14 protein-coding genes are annotated in these 18,451 nt (G+C 60.6%); 8 read left to right on the forward strand and 6 right to left on the reverse strand.

Annotation, left to right across the window (positions count from 1 at the left end):
- Nucleotides 1–102: 102 nt before the first annotated feature.
- Nucleotides 103–252 (forward strand): YcxB family protein, encoded by a 150-nt coding sequence (locus GA0061103_RS35640; protein WP_425349466.1) that lies wholly within the window; start codon nt 103–105, stop codon nt 250–252.
- A gap of 191 nt (nt 253–443) precedes the next feature.
- Here the strand turns inward: GA0061103_RS35640 and GA0061103_RS01745 are convergent, their stop codons facing one another.
- On the reverse strand, nt 444–824 hold the full coding sequence (locus GA0061103_RS01745; RefSeq protein ID WP_092706507.1) for a pore-forming ESAT-6 family protein: 381 nt from the start codon (nt 822–824) through the stop codon (nt 444–446).
- A 423-nt stretch (nt 825–1,247) separates the two neighbouring features.
- Between GA0061103_RS01745 and GA0061103_RS01750 the strand changes: the two genes are divergently transcribed.
- Complete coding sequence (locus tag GA0061103_RS01750) at nt 1,248–2,243, forward strand: ABC transporter substrate-binding protein (protein ID WP_092706509.1); 996 nt, start codon at nt 1,248–1,250, stop codon at nt 2,241–2,243.
- A 210-nt stretch (nt 2,244–2,453) separates the two neighbouring features.
- Nucleotides 2,454–3,890 (forward strand): endo-1,3-1,4-beta-glycanase EglC, encoded by a 1,437-nt coding sequence (gene eglC / locus GA0061103_RS01755; RefSeq protein WP_092706511.1) that lies wholly within the window; start codon nt 2,454–2,456, stop codon nt 3,888–3,890.
- 75 nt (nt 3,891–3,965) lie between these two features.
- Here eglC and GA0061103_RS01760 read toward each other — a convergent pair whose 3' ends face one another.
- The 5 genes from GA0061103_RS01760 to htpG form a co-directional block, all read right to left on the reverse strand.
- Complete coding sequence (locus GA0061103_RS01760; protein WP_092706513.1) at nt 3,966–4,358, reverse strand: GFA family protein; 393 nt, start codon at nt 4,356–4,358, stop codon at nt 3,966–3,968.
- 116 nt (nt 4,359–4,474) lie between these two features.
- On the reverse strand, nt 4,475–5,785 hold the full coding sequence (locus tag GA0061103_RS01765) for an HlyD family type I secretion periplasmic adaptor subunit (RefSeq protein ID WP_092706515.1): 1,311 nt from the start codon (nt 5,783–5,785) through the stop codon (nt 4,475–4,477).
- Nucleotides 5,782–7,521, reverse strand: a complete 1,740-nt coding sequence (locus GA0061103_RS01770) for a type I secretion system permease/ATPase (protein ID WP_092708515.1) — start codon at nt 7,519–7,521, stop codon at nt 5,782–5,784. Before GA0061103_RS01770 ends, GA0061103_RS01765 begins: the two co-directional genes overlap by 4 nt.
- Before the next feature lie 336 nt (nt 7,522–7,857).
- Complete coding sequence (locus tag GA0061103_RS01775; protein WP_092706517.1) at nt 7,858–8,631, reverse strand: siderophore-interacting protein; 774 nt, start codon at nt 8,629–8,631, stop codon at nt 7,858–7,860.
- Nucleotides 8,632–8,912: 281 nt separating this feature from the next.
- Nucleotides 8,913–10,802: a molecular chaperone HtpG gene (htpG, locus tag GA0061103_RS01780; RefSeq protein ID WP_092706519.1), complete on the reverse strand. Its 1,890-nt coding sequence runs from the start codon at nt 10,800–10,802 to the stop codon at nt 8,913–8,915.
- Nucleotides 10,803–11,086: 284 nt separating this feature from the next.
- Here htpG and GA0061103_RS01785 point away from each other — a divergent pair, with 284 nt between their 5' ends.
- From GA0061103_RS01785 to GA0061103_RS01805, 5 genes are all read left to right on the forward strand, one after another.
- Nucleotides 11,087–11,971 carry an AraC family transcriptional regulator gene (locus tag GA0061103_RS01785; RefSeq protein WP_092706521.1) on the forward strand — a complete coding sequence of 295 codons (885 nt, stop codon included), beginning with the start codon at nt 11,087–11,089 and terminating at the stop codon, nt 11,969–11,971.
- Between the two features lie 159 nt (nt 11,972–12,130).
- Nucleotides 12,131–14,326, forward strand: coding sequence for a TonB-dependent siderophore receptor (locus GA0061103_RS01790; protein WP_483423511.1), 2,196 nt, complete (start codon nt 12,131–12,133; stop codon nt 14,324–14,326).
- Nucleotides 14,327–14,518: 192 nt separating this feature from the next.
- Nucleotides 14,519–15,412 (forward strand): ABC transporter substrate-binding protein, encoded by an 894-nt coding sequence (locus tag GA0061103_RS01795; RefSeq protein ID WP_092706523.1) that lies wholly within the window; start codon nt 14,519–14,521, stop codon nt 15,410–15,412.
- Nucleotides 15,405–17,396, forward strand: coding sequence for a Fe(3+)-hydroxamate ABC transporter permease FhuB (gene fhuB / locus GA0061103_RS01800; RefSeq protein WP_092706525.1), 1,992 nt, complete (start codon nt 15,405–15,407; stop codon nt 17,394–17,396). The genes GA0061103_RS01795 and fhuB overlap by 8 nt, the downstream gene beginning before the upstream one ends.
- Nucleotides 17,393–18,448 carry a siderophore-interacting protein gene (locus tag GA0061103_RS01805; protein WP_092706527.1) on the forward strand — a complete coding sequence of 352 codons (1,056 nt, stop codon included), beginning with the start codon at nt 17,393–17,395 and terminating at the stop codon, nt 18,446–18,448. The genes fhuB and GA0061103_RS01805 overlap by 4 nt, the downstream gene beginning before the upstream one ends.
- Nucleotides 18,449–18,451: the final 3 nt, after the last annotated feature.

An 18,451-nucleotide genomic window follows, 5' to 3' on the forward strand; every position in this document is an offset into this window, starting at 1 on the left:
ATCTCGTCGCCTTGGAAAATTCCGCAGAATATCGCCTGGTCGGGCTGAATTCGCGTTTTCGATGATGGATCTTAAGTCGCATCCGAATAGGGATCGGCGGGAATTCCCTGGTCCACCGTTACCGAGATCTGGGAAAGGCCGAACTATTGGATAATATCTGAGGTGGCGGACCAATTCACGACATTGCCGGTCAACGCAATACCGTCAACCAATCGCGTTTTTTTCCGGTCTGAAGCATCGTCCGCAGCGTAATGAGATTGGTAAATCTCACGTGCATCTGGTTATCGCAAAGAGCAGCCAGAAGATCGTCCAGCCGACAACCGCCGGACCAGAATGCCGGCACGCTCCGACCAGGTGGTCACACGATAGCCTTCAAAACGGCTTCGCCAGCCGCGTATTCCACCAACAAACTGCGACGGCTCGCACCGTCGCAGTTTGGCATCTCATTTTGGAAGTTGCGCGCCAGCCTGCTTCACCGCATTTGCAACGGTTTCGCAAAACTGCTTTTCAGTCACGTTCTGCGCTTTCGTGATAGCTACAAGGTCCTGGTTCACGCCCATGGCAGAAATCTTACCCTTTTCGCCCTCTTGCTCGGCCGCGTCGCCTTTGGCCGTATCGGAGGGTGCCGGTATGAGAGCGAGCATTTTCGTCTGGGTCTCGACTGCGGCCCCATCGATGTGACCCGCGTTCTGGCAATATTTCAGCACGCCAAGCTGATTGCGTGCCGAATTATAAGCCAATTCCATTTGGTCGTTTGATATCTGTGCATAGCTTGGCACGGCAAATCCGAATGCCACAATACCGATCAGAATGATCTTCCGCATATGAAACTCCTGATTGCTTCAACATGCTGCGATGTATCCTCGAACGCCTTGAAGACAATAGCTGCAAAGCCGGAAAGTGTTCTACCCAGGAGGGCATCGCCACAGGGGGCCGAAAGAAAGCTGAAGCCTTCGATATCATCGTGGTCGCCAACGGAACTGCCTGCCCCTCCGCAGTTCGCGCGCAGGTCCGCTCGGTAGCATCCGGTCATTTCCTGTGGGAAAACTTAAAACTTCATCCCGCCAACACATGGCACCTGGATCGATGTGGCAGTAATCCGGATGCGCCCCGGCGGCTTTGACTGTCCGGGTTTGCCCCTTCGTTGCCGTTACGCGGCCGGGGCATCGCAAGAGCGAAGGAAAAGATCGACGGCTTCACCCGCGACATCCTTCGACAACAGCAACATCAGGACCTGGAGGTCTTACATGAAGAAGCATATTGCTGCCGCCGTTTTCGCTGCAGCACTCTATACCTTTGCCGGCGCCGCACATGCCGATTGCGGTTCGGTCTCGATCGCCGAAATGAACTGGGCGTCGGCCGGCGTTGCGGCAAATGTCGACAAGATCATCCTCCAGGAAGGCTATGGCTGCTCGGTCGAGCTCGTGACGGGCGACACGCTGCCGACCTTCACCTCGATGAACGAAAAGGGCCAGCCGGACGTCGCCCCAGAACTGTGGATCAATGCAGTACGCACGCCGCTGGATCAGGCAGTTTCCGAGGGCCGGCTGGTCGTCGCGGCCGGCATTCTTTCCGATGGCGGTCAGGACGGCTGGTGGATTCCGAAATTCCTGGCCGACGCCCATCCCGATATCAAGACCGTCCAGCAGGCGCTGGAACACCCGGAACTCTTCCCCGCGCCGGACGATCCGAAAAAGGGCGTCATCTACAATTGCCCGCCCGGCTGGCAGTGCCAGGCGTCGCTCGGCAATCTCTTCCGGGCGCTCGACGGCGAAAAGAAGGGGTTTGAAATCGTCGAGACCGGCTCTGCTGCCGCTCTTGACGGCACGATCGCCAATGCCTTCGAAAAGAAGACAGGCTGGCTTGGCTACTATTGGTCGCCGACCGCTATCCTCGGCAAGTATCCGATGGTGCGCCTCTCCTTCGGCGTGCCCCATGACAAGGCCGAATGGGATGCGTGCACTTCGGTCATGGACTGTGCCAACCCGAAGGTCAATTCCTATCCCGTCTCTGAAGTCTATACCGTCGTTACCAAGCGGTTTGCTGAAAAGGCCGGGATTGCGATGGATTATCTGAAGAAGCGGAAATGGACGAATGACGTGGTGAATGGCGTCCTTGCCTGGCAGACGGATAACCAGGGCACCAACGAAGACACCGCCCGATACTTCCTGAAGAACCATGAAGACATCTGGACGACATGGGTAAATCCGGAGGTTGCCGCCAAAGTGAAGGCCGCGCTCTAAAATCTGAATTTGGAGACGCGGTGAGCAACCGCGTCTCCTGCCTCAAGCCGATGCGCGCAAATGCCTCAAGCCGCGCTTTTGGATAGCTTGGCGAAAAAACTTGCCGTCGGGGGTGGGCAGAAAAACAATGCACGCTATTTGATGCATATGAGTGGGGAGAAATATTAGCTCGGTGGAGGATGTCGTCCGGCACAAAGGAAGAGGATTCTCATGCCCAATTCAGTTTTGAATGCCCTTGGACAGCCACTTTACTATAGCGATACGTCGACAGGCTTCTTTTCCGCCACCGGCTCTGGCCCGGTGCTTAACGGCACCGCCGGCAACGACTCCATGTGGGGCGACGCCTCCGTCAACGTGACGATGATGGGCGGCACCGGCGACGATATCTACTATCTCTACTCCAGCATCAATCACGCCTATGAGGCGCCCAATGCCGGCATCGATACCATCAATACCTGGATGGATTATACGCTGCCCGAAAATTTCGAAAATCTTACGGTCACCGGCAACAACCGTCATGCCTATGGCAATGACGCCGACAATATCATCACCGGCGGCAGCGGCAGTCAGACCATCGATGGCGGGGCCGGCAACGACGTGCTGACAGGCGGCGGCGGGGCCGATACCTTCATCATCAGCAAGGGCAATGGCAGCGACCTCATCACCGATTTCAGCGATGACGACAAGGTCAGGCTCAATCAGTATGGCCTGACGTCGTTCGATCAAGTTGTCAGCCATTCCACCCAGGAAGGTGCCAATGTCCGGCTCGATCTCGGCAATGGCGAAAGCCTGGTCTTCGCCAACAAGACCATCTCCGATCTGCATGAAGACCAGTTTCAGCTCGGGCTCGACAGATCGTCGCTGACGCAGACCTTTTCGGATGAATTCAACACGCTCTCGCTGCACGAGGGAACGCAAGGTACCTGGGATGCTAAATATTCCTGGGCGCCGGACAAGGGCAGCAGCCTGAATGACGAACTACAGTGGTACATCAATCCGTCTTATGCACCGACCGCATCTGCAAACCCCTTTTCCGTCTCCGACGGCATTCTGACGATCACGGCGAAACAGACGCCGGACGCCTTGAAGTCGATCGTCGAGAACCATGATTACACGTCGGGCCTTCTCACTACCCAATCCACCTTCTCGCAGACCTACGGCTATTTCGAAATGCGGGCGGAGATGCCGCATAACCAGGGCGTCTGGCCCGCTTTCTGGCTGCTGCCGGAGGATGGCTCCTGGCCACCGGAACTCGACGTGGTGGAAATGCGCGGACAAAATCCGACCACGGTCAATGTGACGGTTCATTCGAATGCCACCGGCGAGCATACGAAGACGTCTATCCCGGTGGAAGTGCCAAGTACCGATGGCTTCCACAATTACGGCGTGCTCTGGGACAAGGACCAGATCGTCTGGTATTTCGACGATGTTGCCGTTGCCCATGCCGACACGCCGGCCGATATGCACGGGCCGATGTACATGCTGGTCGATCTCGCCGTCGGCGGCGTGGCCGGTACCCCGACTGACGGCCTCCCGAATGGGTCGGAGATGAAGATCGACTATATCAAGGCCTATTCCCTGGACGATCATAACGCCCAGCTTGCCGCCTCATCTCAATCCGCCCACACAACGGACTGGCATATCTGACCGCATCGAACAAGGAATGAGTTAAAGCGGGTGCCTCGGACGGATTGACCCGGCCGAAGCCAATCTCAGTGAGAGCTATTCCTCGAAGCGGGTCGTACCCTCGCGATCGCGTGTGTATCGCTTATCGAGCGGAAACGGCGGCAGCCACGATTCGCGACGGATGGTCCATAGCTCGTAAGTGGGCTTTAGTTGGTCGGGAGCATCCAGGGAACCCAGACTTATCTCGATTTCATCCGCGGTGCGGGCGAAAACCGACGAGCCGCAGCGGGAGCAGAAGAAACGCCCGGCATAATCACGCGCTTCGCCTTCGATCTTGACCGCGTCCTGCGGAAATATCGCAGAGGCGTGAAAAAGCGCGCCATGATGTTTGCGGCAGTCGAGACAGTGACAAAGGCCAACCCGGTAAGGCCGCCCCGATACCACAAATCGAACGTCGCCACATAAGCAACCGCCGGTAAAACGATCCATGCCGTCCCTCCTCAAAAGTCAGGCGACGAAGCGTTTGCATCGACCGCTGCGCAATTGATCGCTGTGAGCAACGGCGCTCCCGCGCATCACAACTCTGAGCCGATGCATATATATGCCTAATCCTCTTTGAACGCCCGCCTGATCTGGTCGGTCATCGGCTTTGTCAGATAGGCAAGGACGCTTCGCTGGCCCGTTTGCAGAAATGCCTCCACAGGCATGCCGGGCAGCGGCGTAAGCTGCCCCAGCCGATCCCATTCCGGCTTTGCCACCTTTGCCCGCACGACATAATAGCTTTGCCCCGAACGCTGGTCCGTCGCCAGATCCGCGGAAATGGTATCGACCTGCCCGTTCAGTTCCGGCGTGATCCGCTGATTGAAGGCAGGAAAACGCAAGGATACCGCCTGCCCTGCGGTAATCTGATCGATATCCTGCGGCGCAAGTTTGAGCTCTGCGACCAGCGCGTCCTTGTCCGGAACGATCTGCAGGATCGCCTCTGCCGGTGAAATGACCGCCCCTTCGGCATGGATGCTCAGCTGATCGACGATCCCCGCCTGCGGCGCCTTGATGTCGATGCGCTTCAGATCGTCCTCGGCGGCGATAAGGCGCTCGGCAAACTGGCCGCTATCGCTCTCGGCCTGGCGCAGCTGATCGGAAACCTCCGAACTGCGGTCGGCATCGATCTGCAGGATCTGCAGCTCGGTTTCCGCAATTTTGCCCTTGGTCTGGGCGATGGACGAGACGAGGTTTCCGAGATCGCCGTTCAGCGAAGCACTTTCCCGCTGGAGCGAATAGACCTTCGTCGCCGAAATGATACCCTGATTGAGCAGGCCTTGAAGACTGCCGAGCTCCTTGGCGATGAGCGCGATCTCCTGGCGTTTACCTTCTTCCTGCGCGACGAGACCGTCAATCTCCTGCCCGAGCTGCTGAATGCGCTCGTGAAGCTGCGATTTCTGCCCGTCGCGCGATATCTGACGATCGCGAAAGAGCCGGCGCTCGCCTGCCAGAATAGCCGCCACGTCAGCATTATCCGCAGACGAGAGCAGATCGGCCGGAAAGTCGATATCCTGCCGGCCGTCGCGCTCCGCCGCCAGACGCGCCGTGCGTGCGGAGAGTTCGTTGAGCCGTTTGCGGATGATCGAGAGATTGGCTCTGGTCTGGGTGTCGTCAAGCCGGACGAGCACCTGGCCGGCGGCGACATGATCACCGTTCTTCACCAGGATCGCACGGGCGATCCCGCCCTTCAGGTGCTTCACCGGTTTCACATAGCTGTCGACGACGAGCGTGCCGGAGGTGACGACCGCACCGGCAATCTTTGTTGCGGCGGCAAGACCGCCCATGACGCCGAACAGCAGCAGGATGGCCGCCATCACCAGCAGCGACAGGCGGCGGATCGTCCGTTCGGTCGATGGCGAAGCCTTGTCGATCATCCGTGCGTCTCCCCGCCGGCAACGGCAAAATGCGTCGTTCCGACCTGCTTGGGCGACGGGCCGAGGATGTCCTTCTTCGGCCCAAATGCCTGGACCTGGCCGCCGGCAACGATCATGACCGTATCGGCAGCGGCAAGAGCGCTTGGCCGGTGGGCAATGACGATCGCAATGCCGCCCCTGTCCTTCACCCCTGCGAGAGCCGCTGTCAGTGCCGCCTCACCTTCCGCATCCAGATTGGAATTCGGCTCGTCGAGAACCACCAGAAAGGGATCGCCGTAAAGCGCCCTCGCCAGAGCGATACGCTGCCTTTGTCCGGCCGAAAGGCGCGATCCGCCTTCGCCGATCTTGGTATCGAAGCCATCCGGGAGCTTGACGATCATGTCGTAGACACCCGCCGCCTTCGCCGCCGCGATGATCGGCTCGGTTCGCATGTCCTCGGCAAAACGCGAAATATTCTCGGCGATCGTGCCATCGAAGAGGTCTACATCCTGCGGCAGATAGCCGACATGCTGCCCGAGCTCGTCGGTATCCCACTGCAAAAGTGCCGCACGATCGAGCCGCACGGCGCCGATTGCAACCGGCCACAAGCCGGCAACCGCACGTGCCAGCGAAGACTTGCCCGATGCGCTCGGGCCGATGACGCCAAGTATCGTCCCCGCCGATATTTTGAACGAGATATTGCGCAGGATAAGATCGCGGCTGCCGGGCGACGTAACGGTAATATTCTCGACGCTGAGCTCGCGCGACGGCGCAGGCAATGCGAAGGCCTGCTTCTCGGGCGGCGCTGCATCGAGGAGTGCAGCAAGCCGTGTCCAGCCCTGGCGCGCAGCCACAAAGCCTTTCCACTGGCCGATCGCAAGCTCGACGGGCGCCAGCGCCCGCGTGACCAGGATCGAACTCGCGATGATGATGCCTCCCGTCGCTTCCTGACGAATGACGAGGATTGCGCCGACGGCAAGGACACCGGATTGCAGCATCATGCGCGCGATCTTCGCGGCAATGGTCAGCGCGCCGACGCGGGTGCTCGCTGTCAGCTGATGCCTGAGATAATCCTCGTTCATGACAGCCCATTTTTCGGTAAGCCGACCGGAGAACCCCATGGCGACAGCGGCCTCCCAGTTCCGCCGCGCAGCCTGAGCAAAACCGAGACGCGCCGCCGAAGACCTGGCCGCCTCCAGCGCCGGTCGACGCGAGAGTATTTCGGCAGCTACGGTAATACCGACGAGCAAGAAGGCACCGCACAGGGCGGTGAAGCCGATCCAGAAATGGAACAGAAAACAAAGGATCAGATAGAACGGCACCCAAGGCAGATCGAACAGCGCCGTCGAGCCACTGCCGGAGAGGAAGGAGCGGATCTGCTCAAGATCACGCACGGATTGCAGCCCATCGTCCGACGTCTGTTTTTTGCTCGGCAGGAATAGCAGTGCGCCGAAGACTTTTCTGTTTAGACGTTCGTCCAGCGACATGCCGATACGCACAAGCAGCATGGAGCGCAGGAATTCAATCACGCCCTGAAACAGATAAAGGGTCACGACGATGATGACGAGACCGGACAGCGTCGGCAGGCTATGGCTCGGAATGACCCGATCATAAACCTGCAGCATGAAGAAGGAGCCAGTCAGCGCCAGCACATTGATGGCGGCGCTCGCCAGGGCGATGCCGACGAAGGCCTTGCGAAGCGCCGACAGCATCAACGCAACGAATGTCTGCGGCGGGTCTTTCGGGACGGCAAGCACCTTGCGTCGATCCTCAACATTGGCCGTCGCGTACGGCAGGGATTTACATGACGCCCAAAGCACCGCCTCCCGCTCGGCGCCATGAACCTGCAAAGCGATCGTCAACGGTATCGTCCGCCGTTCTCGCTTCGCACCTAACCTTCGGTGATCCCACGCAATTTAGGAAGTCGAAATCTGCCCGGAATGCAGTTTCGGTGAACCCAACCTTATCGCGGAACGCCTTGTCCACTTGCGGGACAATTGCGCCATGAAATGGGGCAGCAGCCTGTTCCGGCAAGATGCCTGACCTATCATATTAGGATGAGCAGGTGGCGTCCTGCCGCCTGCGTCCCACGTTCAATCGAATTTCTCCGTCGCGTCCGCCTTGCCCTTGACCCAATAGCCGGATGCCTTGATCCAGCTCAGCGGATAGCCGCGCTCCTCGACGAGGTAGGAGCGCAAAGCGCGCGTGACGGAAGCCTCGGCGGCGATCCAGACGAAGGTGCCGGGCACCAGATCGATCGACTGCAATATCTTCAAGAGCGAGGACGGATCCGCTGCTTCCGAGAGAGGCCGATATGCCCAGCGCATATCCAGCTGCGCGTCGGTTTGAAATGCCTGATGTTCGCGCGCATCGGCAACCGCGGCGATCGCCGTTATGCGCGCACCGGCTCGTGCCTCTTCAATACGGCGGCCAATCGCCGGCAGGGCCGTCTCGTCGCCGATCAGCAGCCAGTTCTCGATATCGGCGGACACGACGGCCGAGCCGCGCGGACCGCCGATTTCCAGCCTGTCACCGACGGAAGCATCGAGCGCCCATTGCGTAGCCGGCCCGGCCTCGTGGACGGCAAAATCGATGACAAGCGTCCGGGCCGCGGTGTCGTAATGGCGAGGCGTATAGTCGCGCCGCTCCATCTCCTCGCCAGCGCCTGGCACCATCACCTTGATGTGGTCATCGGGCGCCAGGCTGACGAAATCGGCAAGATCCTCGCTGGCCAGCCGAATGCGCAGCATGCCGGGCGTGATGTTCTCGATGGCCGTGACCGTCAGGGAACGTCGCTTCAGCTCGTGGCGCACGCGCTCGATCTTCGGTGCGGAGATGGCCGGGTTGGAATTATGGGGGGTATCCATGGGTGTCCTTTCGAGGCGCCTCGATCTCGATCCGCAGGACACAGTCGCGCAGACCGAAGCCGCAGAGCCGTTCGATCATACGCGTTGAGTGACGTTAACGCTTACGTGGCTGGACGATATCAAGCCAATCTGCGTCCTCTATAGAAGAAGAATTCTCACACCGCAACGAAAAGATGATTTTTCTAGACAAGTTTTCTGAGCTGTAGAAAATCGGGCGCCATCGCAAACCTCTGGGAAGCAGATCGGCACGACTGCTTCGAACCGTGCCGATCTCCATGGGATTACTGCAGCGCTTTTTCCATCAGCCGCGCCAGTCGTTCGGCGAAGGCACGGGGATCGGCAGGCTTGTCGCCGTCCAGAACACGGGCCTGATCGAGCAAGAGGAAGGCGGCATCGTCGCGCAAGGACGGCGCATCCGCCTTGGCGGCAATCGCCTTGACGACCGGGTGATCCATATTGATTTCGAGGATCGGCTTGGCACCGGACTGAAGGCGACCAGCCCCCTGCAAGATCTTCTCAAGCTGACGGTCATAGCCCTGTTCGGAGGCAACGAGGCAGACGGCGCTTTCGATCAGGCGATCGGAGGCGCGGACATCGGATACCTCGTCGGCAAGCTTCTGCTTGGCATAGTCGAGGAAGGCCTGCACGTCGGCGGGCGCGCTTTCGCTTTCCGGCCTGTCTTCATCCTGCTTCTTGAATTGGGCGAGATCGGCAGAGCCTTGCGTGATCGACTTGAAGCTCTTGCCTTCGAATTCCGGCGCATTCGTCACCCAGAAACTGTCGACGGAATCGGTGAGCAGCAGCACTTCGATGCCGCGGGCACGGAAGCCTTCGAGCTGCGGCGATGCCTTCAGCTGTTCCAGGCTGCCGCCGACGAGATAATAGATCGACTGCTGGCCTTCCTTGGCATCCCGAACGTAATCGGCGAGCGAACGATAGCCGTCGCCAGACGCCGTCGTGCGGAAGCGCGAGAGCGCCAGAAGCTGCGAGCGACGCTCGAAGTCCTCGTAGAGGCCTTCCTTGATGAGGCTGCCGAAATTCTCCCAGATTTTCAGGAAGGCATCGTGATCGCTTTCCGCCTGCTTCTCGATCGCCGTGATGATGCGATTGGTGACGCCCTTGCGGATCGCGGTCAGGATCGCGCTTTCCTGGATCATCTCGCGCGAGACGTTGAGCGGTAGGTCGGACGTGTCGACAAGACCGCGCACGAAGCGAAGATAGCCCGGCAGCAATTCCGCCTCGTCCGTGATGAAGACGCGCTTTACATAGAGCTTCATGCGGCCCTTGCGATTCGGATCGAAGAGATCGAAGGGCTGCGAGCCGGGAACGAAGGCAAGCGCCGAATATTCATGGCGGCCTTCGGCGCGGAAATGCACCGTCAGCGCCGGCTCGTCGTACTGACCGGACACGCCGCGATAGAAATCGGTATACTCCTCAGGCGTGATATCGTTCTTCGACTTGGTCCAGAGCGCGGTGCCGTCGGTGAGCTGCGTCGCTTCCTCGCCGGGCTTCTCGGCGATCTTGATCGGCACAGGCACATGGCCGGACTGTTCCTTGACGATGCGCTCGACGCTCCAGCGCGAGGCATAGCTCTTGGCGTCGTCCATCAGGTGCAGCGTGATACGGGTGCCGCGCGCCGGCGCCTCGCTTACGTCGACGGGCGCAACGCTGTAGCCGCCCTTGCCGTCGGAAGACCAGAGCCAGGCATCCTCGGCGCCTGCCCGACGCGAGATGACGTCGACGCGATCGGCAACCATGAAGCAGGAATAGAAGCCGACGCCGAACTGGCCGATGAGCTGCGCGCCCTCGCCCTGCTTGTTGGCCTCGATGCGTTCCATGAAGGCACGCGTACCCGAACGGGCGATGGTGCCGAGCGCCTCGATCATCTCGTCGCGGCTCATGCCGATGCCGTTGTCCTCGACGATGAGCTTGCCGCCATCGGCATCGAGCGTCAGCAGGATGCGGCTGTCGGGATCGTTCGCGAGCAGGCCGGGGTGCGCGATCGCCTCGTAGCGCAGCTTCTCGCAGGCATCGGCCGCGTTCGAGATCAACTCGCGCAGGAAGACATCCTTGTCCGAGTAAACCGAGTGAACCATCATGTGCAGAAGGCGGGCAACGTCGGCCTCGAAGACGTGGCTCTCGGCGGTATTTTCTGCGGTGGTGGTCGTCATAAGCGTCTAGTCTCCTGGGAATAAAAAAAGTCGCGCCGCACAGGTGGCGGAAGACGAGCGAAATTTCAAGCGGGCGTTGTCTCTCAGAGCTCAAAACGAGCGGATAGGCTTGCCGTTCAGTATCTACAATCGTCAATTCGGCGCGTTGTTCCGGGCTGCGGTCGAAACGACTCAGAAACGCCGCCTCACATCGGAAGCTCTTGATTGCCATCCTCGCGGCCTTGCTATAATAACTTGAGTTTAATCTGAAGGATTGTTGCGCGGAGCGACACCGGAAGCTGCAAATGACATTTCAGCCAAGAATGCAGAACAAGATAGGAGGCTTTTCCGTCATCGGCGGCCTGCATCGCCGCTATTGGAACGGCATGGTTGCCGATATCTGGAACGTCAATTGTGCCGCACAGGCCGGTGGATATTATGTGGCGCGCGATCCGCGCCTGTTCATCCTTCTGGAACAACGCGGCGCCGGCACGACCAACGTTCGACCGTCGCCACGCGCGCAGGGCCGCCTTCAGGAATACGATAGCGGCCGCATCTCCTATATCCCCGCCGGCATGGAGCTCTGGGTGGATATGGCAGACGTCGAATTCGTGCGCCACCTTGATATTCACTTCGATGCGGAGATCCTCAGCCAGCGCCTGATGGAAAATATCGATCCGGCGCGGCTCGACCGGCCGCAGCTGCACTTCAACGACCCGCGGATGATGGCGCTCGCCGAACTCATCGCCGCCGAATGCGAAAACCCCGAGCCCTTGCACGATCTCTACGGCGATGGCCTGACGCTGTCGCTTTTGATCGACGTGTTGCAGTTGCGCGGAACCCAGCCCCGCAAGCGCAGCGGCCTGGCCACCTGGCAGCTGCGGCGCGCGGTCGACTATATCGAAGAGCATTGCACCCGGGCCATCCGGCTCGAGGAACTGGCGGCGCTAACCGGCCTCTCGCAATCGCATTTCAGCCACGCCTTCAAGGCGTCGACGGGCCTGCCGCCGCATCAATGGCAAACGCAGGCGAGGCTCGAACGGGCCAAGCAGCTTCTTCTGAACCGCGAAATGCCGCTAACGACGGTCGCCGTCGAAACCGGTTTTGCCGACCAAGCGCATTTCACCCGCGTCTTCCGCAAGAATGTCGGCACTGCGCCGGCCAGCTGGAAGCGCAGCAAGCTTGCCTGAAAACCACAGTCCGCGAGCAATTGTACATTTTGCGGAGAATTGCCCAAAAACATTCAATTTCCCTCGTGACAGACAAGCCGCATCTGTAAATATGAGTTAATTGCTCATCTTATCGAGGGATCGGCTGCAGAGCCGAACGGGCGCAAGAATTCGGGACAATTGACGGAAATGCAAGGATTGAAGCAGGACGTATCGCGAGCGCGGCTCATGGCGACGGGCGTAGCCATTATCGCGCTGCTGGCAGGCTCCAAGGTCATGGCGCAGGAAACGCCGACGGAGCTGCAGCCTCTGGTCATCCAGGGTTCGCAGCAGAAGAGCGAAGACAGCGGCACCGCGCCGGTCAAGGGTTATGTCGCCAAGAAGACCACGGCGGGCTCGAAATCCGACACGCCGATCACCGAAGTACCGCAATCGGTCTCGGTCATCGGCCAGCAGGAAATGCAGGATCGCGGCATCACCAACAAGGTGGACGAAGCGCTGCGCTATACGCCCGGCGTCACCGCACAGCCTTTCGGCAATGATGGCGATACCGACTGGTTCTACATTCGCGGCTTCGACGCGACGCAGAGCGGCGTCTTCATGAATGGCCTCACGCTCTACAGCTACGGCTTCGGCGGCTTCCAGATCGATCCTTACATGCTCGAACGCGTTGAAGTGCTGAAAGGCCCCTCTTCCGTGCTTTACGGCGGCGCCAATCCGGGCGGCCTCGTCAACATGGTCCGCAAAGAACCGACGGACACTCCCCAGTATTCGACCGAGATCGGCATCAACAACCTCGGCAATGCCTTCGTCGGCTTCGACTTCTCCGACAAGCTTTCGGCCGATGGCGTCTATCGCTATCGCCTGACCGGCAAGATTGCCGGCGGCGACACCTATAGCGACGGCACCCACGATCTGCGTGGCTTCATCATGCCGCAGGTCACCATTTCGCCGGATGAATCCACTAAGCTGACCGTCTTTGCCATGCTGAGCGGCCTTGACGAAATCCACAGCGGCAACGGTTTCTTCCCCTATGTCGGCACCGTCGTCGATGCGCCATTCGGCAAGATCAAGCGCGATGCCTTCTATGGCGAACGCAGCATCGACAATCTCAAATATGCCCAGCAGATGCTCGGCTACGAATTCTCGCACGACTTCGACGGCGGCTGGACCGTGTCGCAGAACGCGCGCTACGGTCACCTCTACAAGCGCGAGGAAGGCCCCTATCTGAACGGCTATGTCGACGGCAATCCGCTCAGCCCGGGCTATAACGATCCGAACTACATGCTGAACCGCATCGGCTTCTTCGAGCGCTCCAAGGTCGATACCTTCTCCGTCGACACCCGCGCGGAAAACAAATTCGACACCGGCCCGATCAGCCATGATTTCCTGATCGGCACCGACTATTCGATCTACCGCCTCGACCAGATCCAGGCCTGCTGCGGCGCCAACCCGATCAGCGCCACCAACCCGGTCTACGGCACGCCGCAGGGAACCAACTTCGTCTACCTCAATCAGGTCATGACGCAACAGCAGCTCGGCATCTACACGCAAGACCAGATGCGCTTCGGCGATGGTTGGCTGGTGACCCTCAACGGCCGTTACGACTTCGTCGACACCAATTCCGACTCGAAGGTCGGCACGAGCTACAAGTCGAACGCATCAGCGCCAAGCGGCCGCGCGGGCCTCGCTTACGAGTTTTCCAACGGCATCACACCCTATGTCAGCGCCGGCACCTTCTTCAATCCTCTGATCGGCACCAGTGTTACCGGCGGCGGCCTGACCCCGGAAAAGGGCGAGCAGTATGAAGCCGGCATCAAGTATGAGCCCGACTTCATCGACGGCCTGTTCACGGCGTCCATCTTCCAGATAGACCGCAAGAACATGGCGCTGACCGATCCGGTCACCTTCCTGCAGCGCCAGGTCGGCGAGGTCCGCTCGCGCGGTGTCGAATTCGAAGGCAAGGTCAATCTGGATGACAATTGGAAGCTGCTTGGCTCCTACTCCTACACTGATCTGACGATCACCAAGGACCTCGACTCCTCCATCATCGGCAACTCGCCTTATCTGGTGCCGAATTCCACCGCATCCCTCTGGCTCGACTACGCCTTCACGAGCGATGCCCTCGAAGGGCTCAGCATCGGCGCCGGCGTGCGCTACCAGGGCAAGTCCTGGGCAGACCAGGCCAATACGCTGCGCGTACCTTCGGCAACGCTCTTCGATGCGGGTATCCGCTACGAGAAGAAGGGTTGGGGTGCTGCACTCAACGTCTCGAACCTGTTCGACAAGGAATATGTCTCGGGTTGCGCCGGCGAGAATGTCTGCGGTTACGGCGAGGCGAGAACCATCACCTTCAAGCTCAGCAAGAAGTGGTAAGTTGAGGATTAAAGTATACTTTCATTCTCGATCATGGCAAAGAGCCGGGGATTGCCACAAGGCAATCCTCGAACTCGTTTCAAATCGAAGGCAACGTTTACGCATGACGACGCAGTGGCTGCAGCGAATTTACCGCTTCGGCGCGGGGATGCTTGCCCAGCCACCGTGCTGCAGCCTGGTCGGCTATTTCCCATGACCGCAGGAAACGCTCATAAACTGTCGCGAAGACAGTTCCTTGCGATGGCAGGAGCGGGCGCGACTGCCGGCCTGACGCCGGCGCGCGCGGCGACGAGCCCGCGTGTGGCGACGCTCGATTGGGCCATTCTGGAAACCCTGCTGGCGATCGGCGCCAATGTGGTTGCCGGTACCGAACTGCTGCAATTCCGAGACGTTGCCGTCACCCCCATCATTCCAGCGGGCGTTGCCGATCTCGGGCTGCGAGGCACGCCGAATTTCGAAGTCCTTTATTCCGCCAGGCCGGATCTGATCTTCAATTCCAATTTCTACGCCTGGGCCGACGATCGCATGCGGCTGATCGCACCGGTCGAGAGCCATGCCATTTATCAGCCCGGAGCAAGCCCCTATCAACGTTCCGAGCAGGCAACGCTTGCGATCGGCGAGCGGCTCGGACTTACGACCGGTCGTGCCCTCGTCGATGCCACGCGCGAAAAGCTCGAAGCCTATCGCGCCAGTTTCAGCAAGGGCGATCATCGGCCGATCCTGCCCATCAATCTGGGCGACGCCAGGCACTTTCGTGTCTTCGGCTCCGACAGCATGTTCGGGGAAGTTCTGACCCGCACCGGCCTGACCAATGCCTGGCCGGACTTGACGAGTTATTCGGCGACCGCACCCGTCGGCATCGAGCGACTCGCCGCCATGCCGGACGCCTGGATCGTCCTCATCCCACCGCATCCGGCCGAAGCTCTGGCGGAACTCCAGCAAAGCGCATTCTGGAATGCGCTTCCGCCGGTACGGCAAGGTCGTGTCCTCATGCTCGGCTCGATCAATCCCTATGGCGCGCTGTCGGCGGCAGAACGCTTCGCCGATCTCCTTGCAGGAGGGCTCAACCGTGCATGGAATGGTTGATCGGCCTGTGATTGCCCAAGACAAATCGCTGGCACGCAATGGCGCCCTGCTCGGTGCCATCTGTGCCCTTGCCTTTGCGGCGCTCCTCTTCCTGCGGCCACAGCTTGCTGCCGATGTGCACGAGGCGGCGACCCTCAACCATATCCTGTTGATCGATAGCCTGTTGCCGCGCTCGATGATCGCAGTCATCGCCGGCGCGGCACTCGGCCTTTCCGGTGCTCTGTTGCAAAGGGTGCTGCGCAATCCGATCGCCGACGCCTCGACACTCGGGATCGCCGCCGGCTCGCAGCTGGCGATGACGATCGCCGTCGGGCTCTTTCCGTTGCTGATCGGCCTGCCGCGGGAGATCTCCGCCTTTGCCGGCGGGCTCGCGGCGGTCCTGATCGTTCTGGCATTGAGCTGGCGGCGTGGTCTCGACCCGGTGACGGTGGCGCTATGCGGCATGATGGTGACGTTGGTTGCAACCGCACTTAGCGTCACGATCATTCTCGCACGCGGCGAATATGCCATGTCCGTCTTCATCTGGGGCGCGGGCGCGCTGAACCAGCAAAGCTGGGATGGCGTCATCACGCTCGCGCCGCGTCTGGTCATCGGCTTTGCCGCCGCATTGATATTGGTCCGTCCTTTGACAGTGATGAGCCTGGACGACAGCAGCGCCAAGAACCTCGGCCTTGCATTGCACGGCATGCGCCTCGCCGTTCTGGCGCTTGCCGTCTGGCTGGCGGCTTCGGTGACGGCGCAGGTCGGCATCATCGGCTTTCTTGGGCTTGCCGCACCTCACATTGCCAGATTCTGCGGCGCGCGGCGCACCCGGCAGCTGCTGATCGCCGCCCCCATCGCCGGCGCCGGCCTCCTGTTTCTGACGGATTGCGCGGTGCAGCTCCTTTCGCCGGGGTTCACCGATCTCGCTCCGACGGGAGCAGCGACCGCGCTCCTTGGCGGACCGCTCCTATTGCTGCTTCCGCGGCGCCTGCATTCCGGCAATCCGCTCCGCGCCGATGGCGGTCCTCGGGCACGGCTGACTATCGCAGCACCGGGACGAGCGCTTGCTTTGCTTGCGCTCGGCTTCGTTCTCCTGATCCTTTTTGTTCTGTCGGTCGGGCGCAGCTTCGATGGCTGGCACGTGGCGATCGGCAGCCAGTTCCGGGAACTTCTGCCTTTCCGCCTGCCGCGCACCGTCGTTGCGGCGACGGCCGGCGCGATGCTCGCCGCAGCTGGCTTTATCATGCAGCGCCTCACCGCTAATCCGCTCGCAAGCCCTGAGGTCCTGGGTGTGAGCGCCGGCGGCGGTGCGGGCCTGACGATCGCGCTCTTCCTCTTTGCATTTCCGTCACCGGCCATCACGATTACGGCAATGACGGTCGGCGCACTGATTGCATTCCTTGCCATGATGGCATTCAGCGCGCGCGGCAGCTTCGACCCCGAGCGACTGCTGCTTTCGGGCGTCGCCATCGGCGCCCTCTGCATGGCAATCGTCTCGGTTGTTCTCTCTCGCGGCGATCTGCGCGCCTATCTCCTGCTGACCTGGCTGTCAGGCTCCACCAATCGGGCCGGCTCCTTCGAAGCCTGGACCGGCATCATTTCGGCCGCCCTCCTCATTCCGGTATTGCCCGTCCTGCGACGGTGGTTCGATGTGCTGCCGCTCGGCGGCGACGTTTCGCGCTCCGTCGGCCTCTCGGTTGCGGCAAGCCGCCTCACTCTGGCGGTTCTTGCGGCCCTCCTGACTGCGATCCCCTCTTTCCTCGTCGGCCCACTCAGCCTGACCGGGCTGATCGCGCCGCATCTTGGGCGCCTCATCGGCTTTCGCAGCACCGTCAAACAGTTGGGCGCGAGCTTGTTGCTTGGCGCCATGCTGCTCGTGCTGGCCGATTGGCTGTCGCGCATTGTGATCTTTCCCTATGAGGTTCCCGTCGGCCTGTTCGCGGCCCTGATCGGCGGCCCCTATCTCATCTGGTTCCTGACCCGCAAGGAGACAAAGAAATGATGCATGCAAGGGATTTCACCGCTTGCGGCGTGGCGACCCACAAGGATGCCGGTCAGTTGCTGGAGCAGTTCTGCGCGCGTTTTGCCGAACATGTCACCATCACGCGGAGCGAGGCCGGCGCCCGTCTCGAGACCGTCATCGGCAGCGCCGATATCGCCGTCAGCAACGATCGTCTCGACATCAAGCTGCGTTGCCCCACGGCAGCCATGCTCTTCACGATCCGCAGCATGGTCGCCGAAAACCTGTTCGAACTCTCCACCAGCAACACACTCGCCCTCAGCTGGGCCGATGGGCCGCAGCCGTCTGCCATACCGAACTTCCGCGAGATCAGCGTCGTCGATGCCTACGACATTACCCCGCATATGCGCCGTGTCGTAGTGGCAACCGATGACGCCAAGCATTTCGTCGAGGGCGGCCTGCATGTGCGCCTCCTCATTCCGCCGAAGGGCCGCGAGCCGGTCTGGCCACATACGGAGCCGGACGGCCGCATCCATTGGCCGAAGAGCGATGATGCGCTGACCATCCGCGCCTATACAATCCGCAGCATCGATCTTGACCGCGGCGAGATGAACATCGATTTCGTCGTGCATGAAGGCGACAACGTGCCGGGAGCGACCTGGGCGATGACTGCGCGCCGCGGCGATCGTGCCGGCTTGATCGGCCCCGGTGGCGGCGGCGTGCCGGCGGCGCGCAAGCTCATTCTTGCTGGCGACGAAACCGCGCTGCCGGCCATTGCTCGCATCGCAGCCTCCGTGCCTGCCGATGCCGAGCTGCGCATCGTTCTCGAGGTCGCCGGCAAACAAGAAGAGCAGCCGCTGACATCAAGCGCATCGATGGATATTACCTGGCTGCATCGCAATGGCGCCGCTGCCGGGGCGACGGATACGCTTGAACGCATCCTGCGCGAGATCGTGCCTGCAACCGATCCCGATACCTTTGTCTGGGCCGCATGTGAGCAAAAACAGGCCCGCGCCATCCGCACCTTCCTCAAGAGCAAGCTCGCGAGGGATGCCGGCACCTTCAGTATCGCGGCCTACTGGCAGAACTGCTGAGAA

The organism is Martinezella multihospitum, from assembly GCF_900094585.1.
In the GTDB taxonomy this organism is placed as follows: domain Bacteria; phylum Pseudomonadota; class Alphaproteobacteria; order Rhizobiales; family Rhizobiaceae; genus Rhizobium; species Rhizobium multihospitium.

Coding starts and splice junctions, on each gene's coding strand:
- GA0061103_RS01745 (WP_092706507.1), bottom strand. CDS start 824: ATGCGGAAGATCATTCTGATCGGTATTGTGGCATTCGGATTTGCCGTG.
- GA0061103_RS01750 (WP_092706509.1), top strand. CDS start 1,248: ATGAAGAAGCATATTGCTGCCGCCGTTTTCGCTGCAGCACTCTATACC.
- eglC (WP_092706511.1), top strand. CDS start 2,454: ATGCCCAATTCAGTTTTGAATGCCCTTGGACAGCCACTTTACTATAGC.
- GA0061103_RS01760 (WP_092706513.1), bottom strand. CDS start 4,358: ATGGATCGTTTTACCGGCGGTTGCTTATGTGGCGACGTTCGATTTGTG.
- GA0061103_RS01765 (WP_092706515.1), bottom strand. CDS start 5,785: ATGATCGACAAGGCTTCGCCATCGACCGAACGGACGATCCGCCGCCTG.
- GA0061103_RS01775 (WP_092706517.1), bottom strand. CDS start 8,631: ATGGATACCCCCCATAATTCCAACCCGGCCATCTCCGCACCGAAGATC.
- htpG (WP_092706519.1), bottom strand. CDS start 10,802: ATGACGACCACCACCGCAGAAAATACCGCCGAGAGCCACGTCTTCGAG.
- GA0061103_RS01785 (WP_092706521.1), top strand. CDS start 11,087: ATGACATTTCAGCCAAGAATGCAGAACAAGATAGGAGGCTTTTCCGTC.
- GA0061103_RS01795 (WP_092706523.1), top strand. CDS start 14,519: ATGACCGCAGGAAACGCTCATAAACTGTCGCGAAGACAGTTCCTTGCG.
- fhuB (WP_092706525.1), top strand. CDS start 15,405: ATGGTTGATCGGCCTGTGATTGCCCAAGACAAATCGCTGGCACGCAAT.
- GA0061103_RS01805 (WP_092706527.1), top strand. CDS start 17,393: ATGATGCATGCAAGGGATTTCACCGCTTGCGGCGTGGCGACCCACAAG.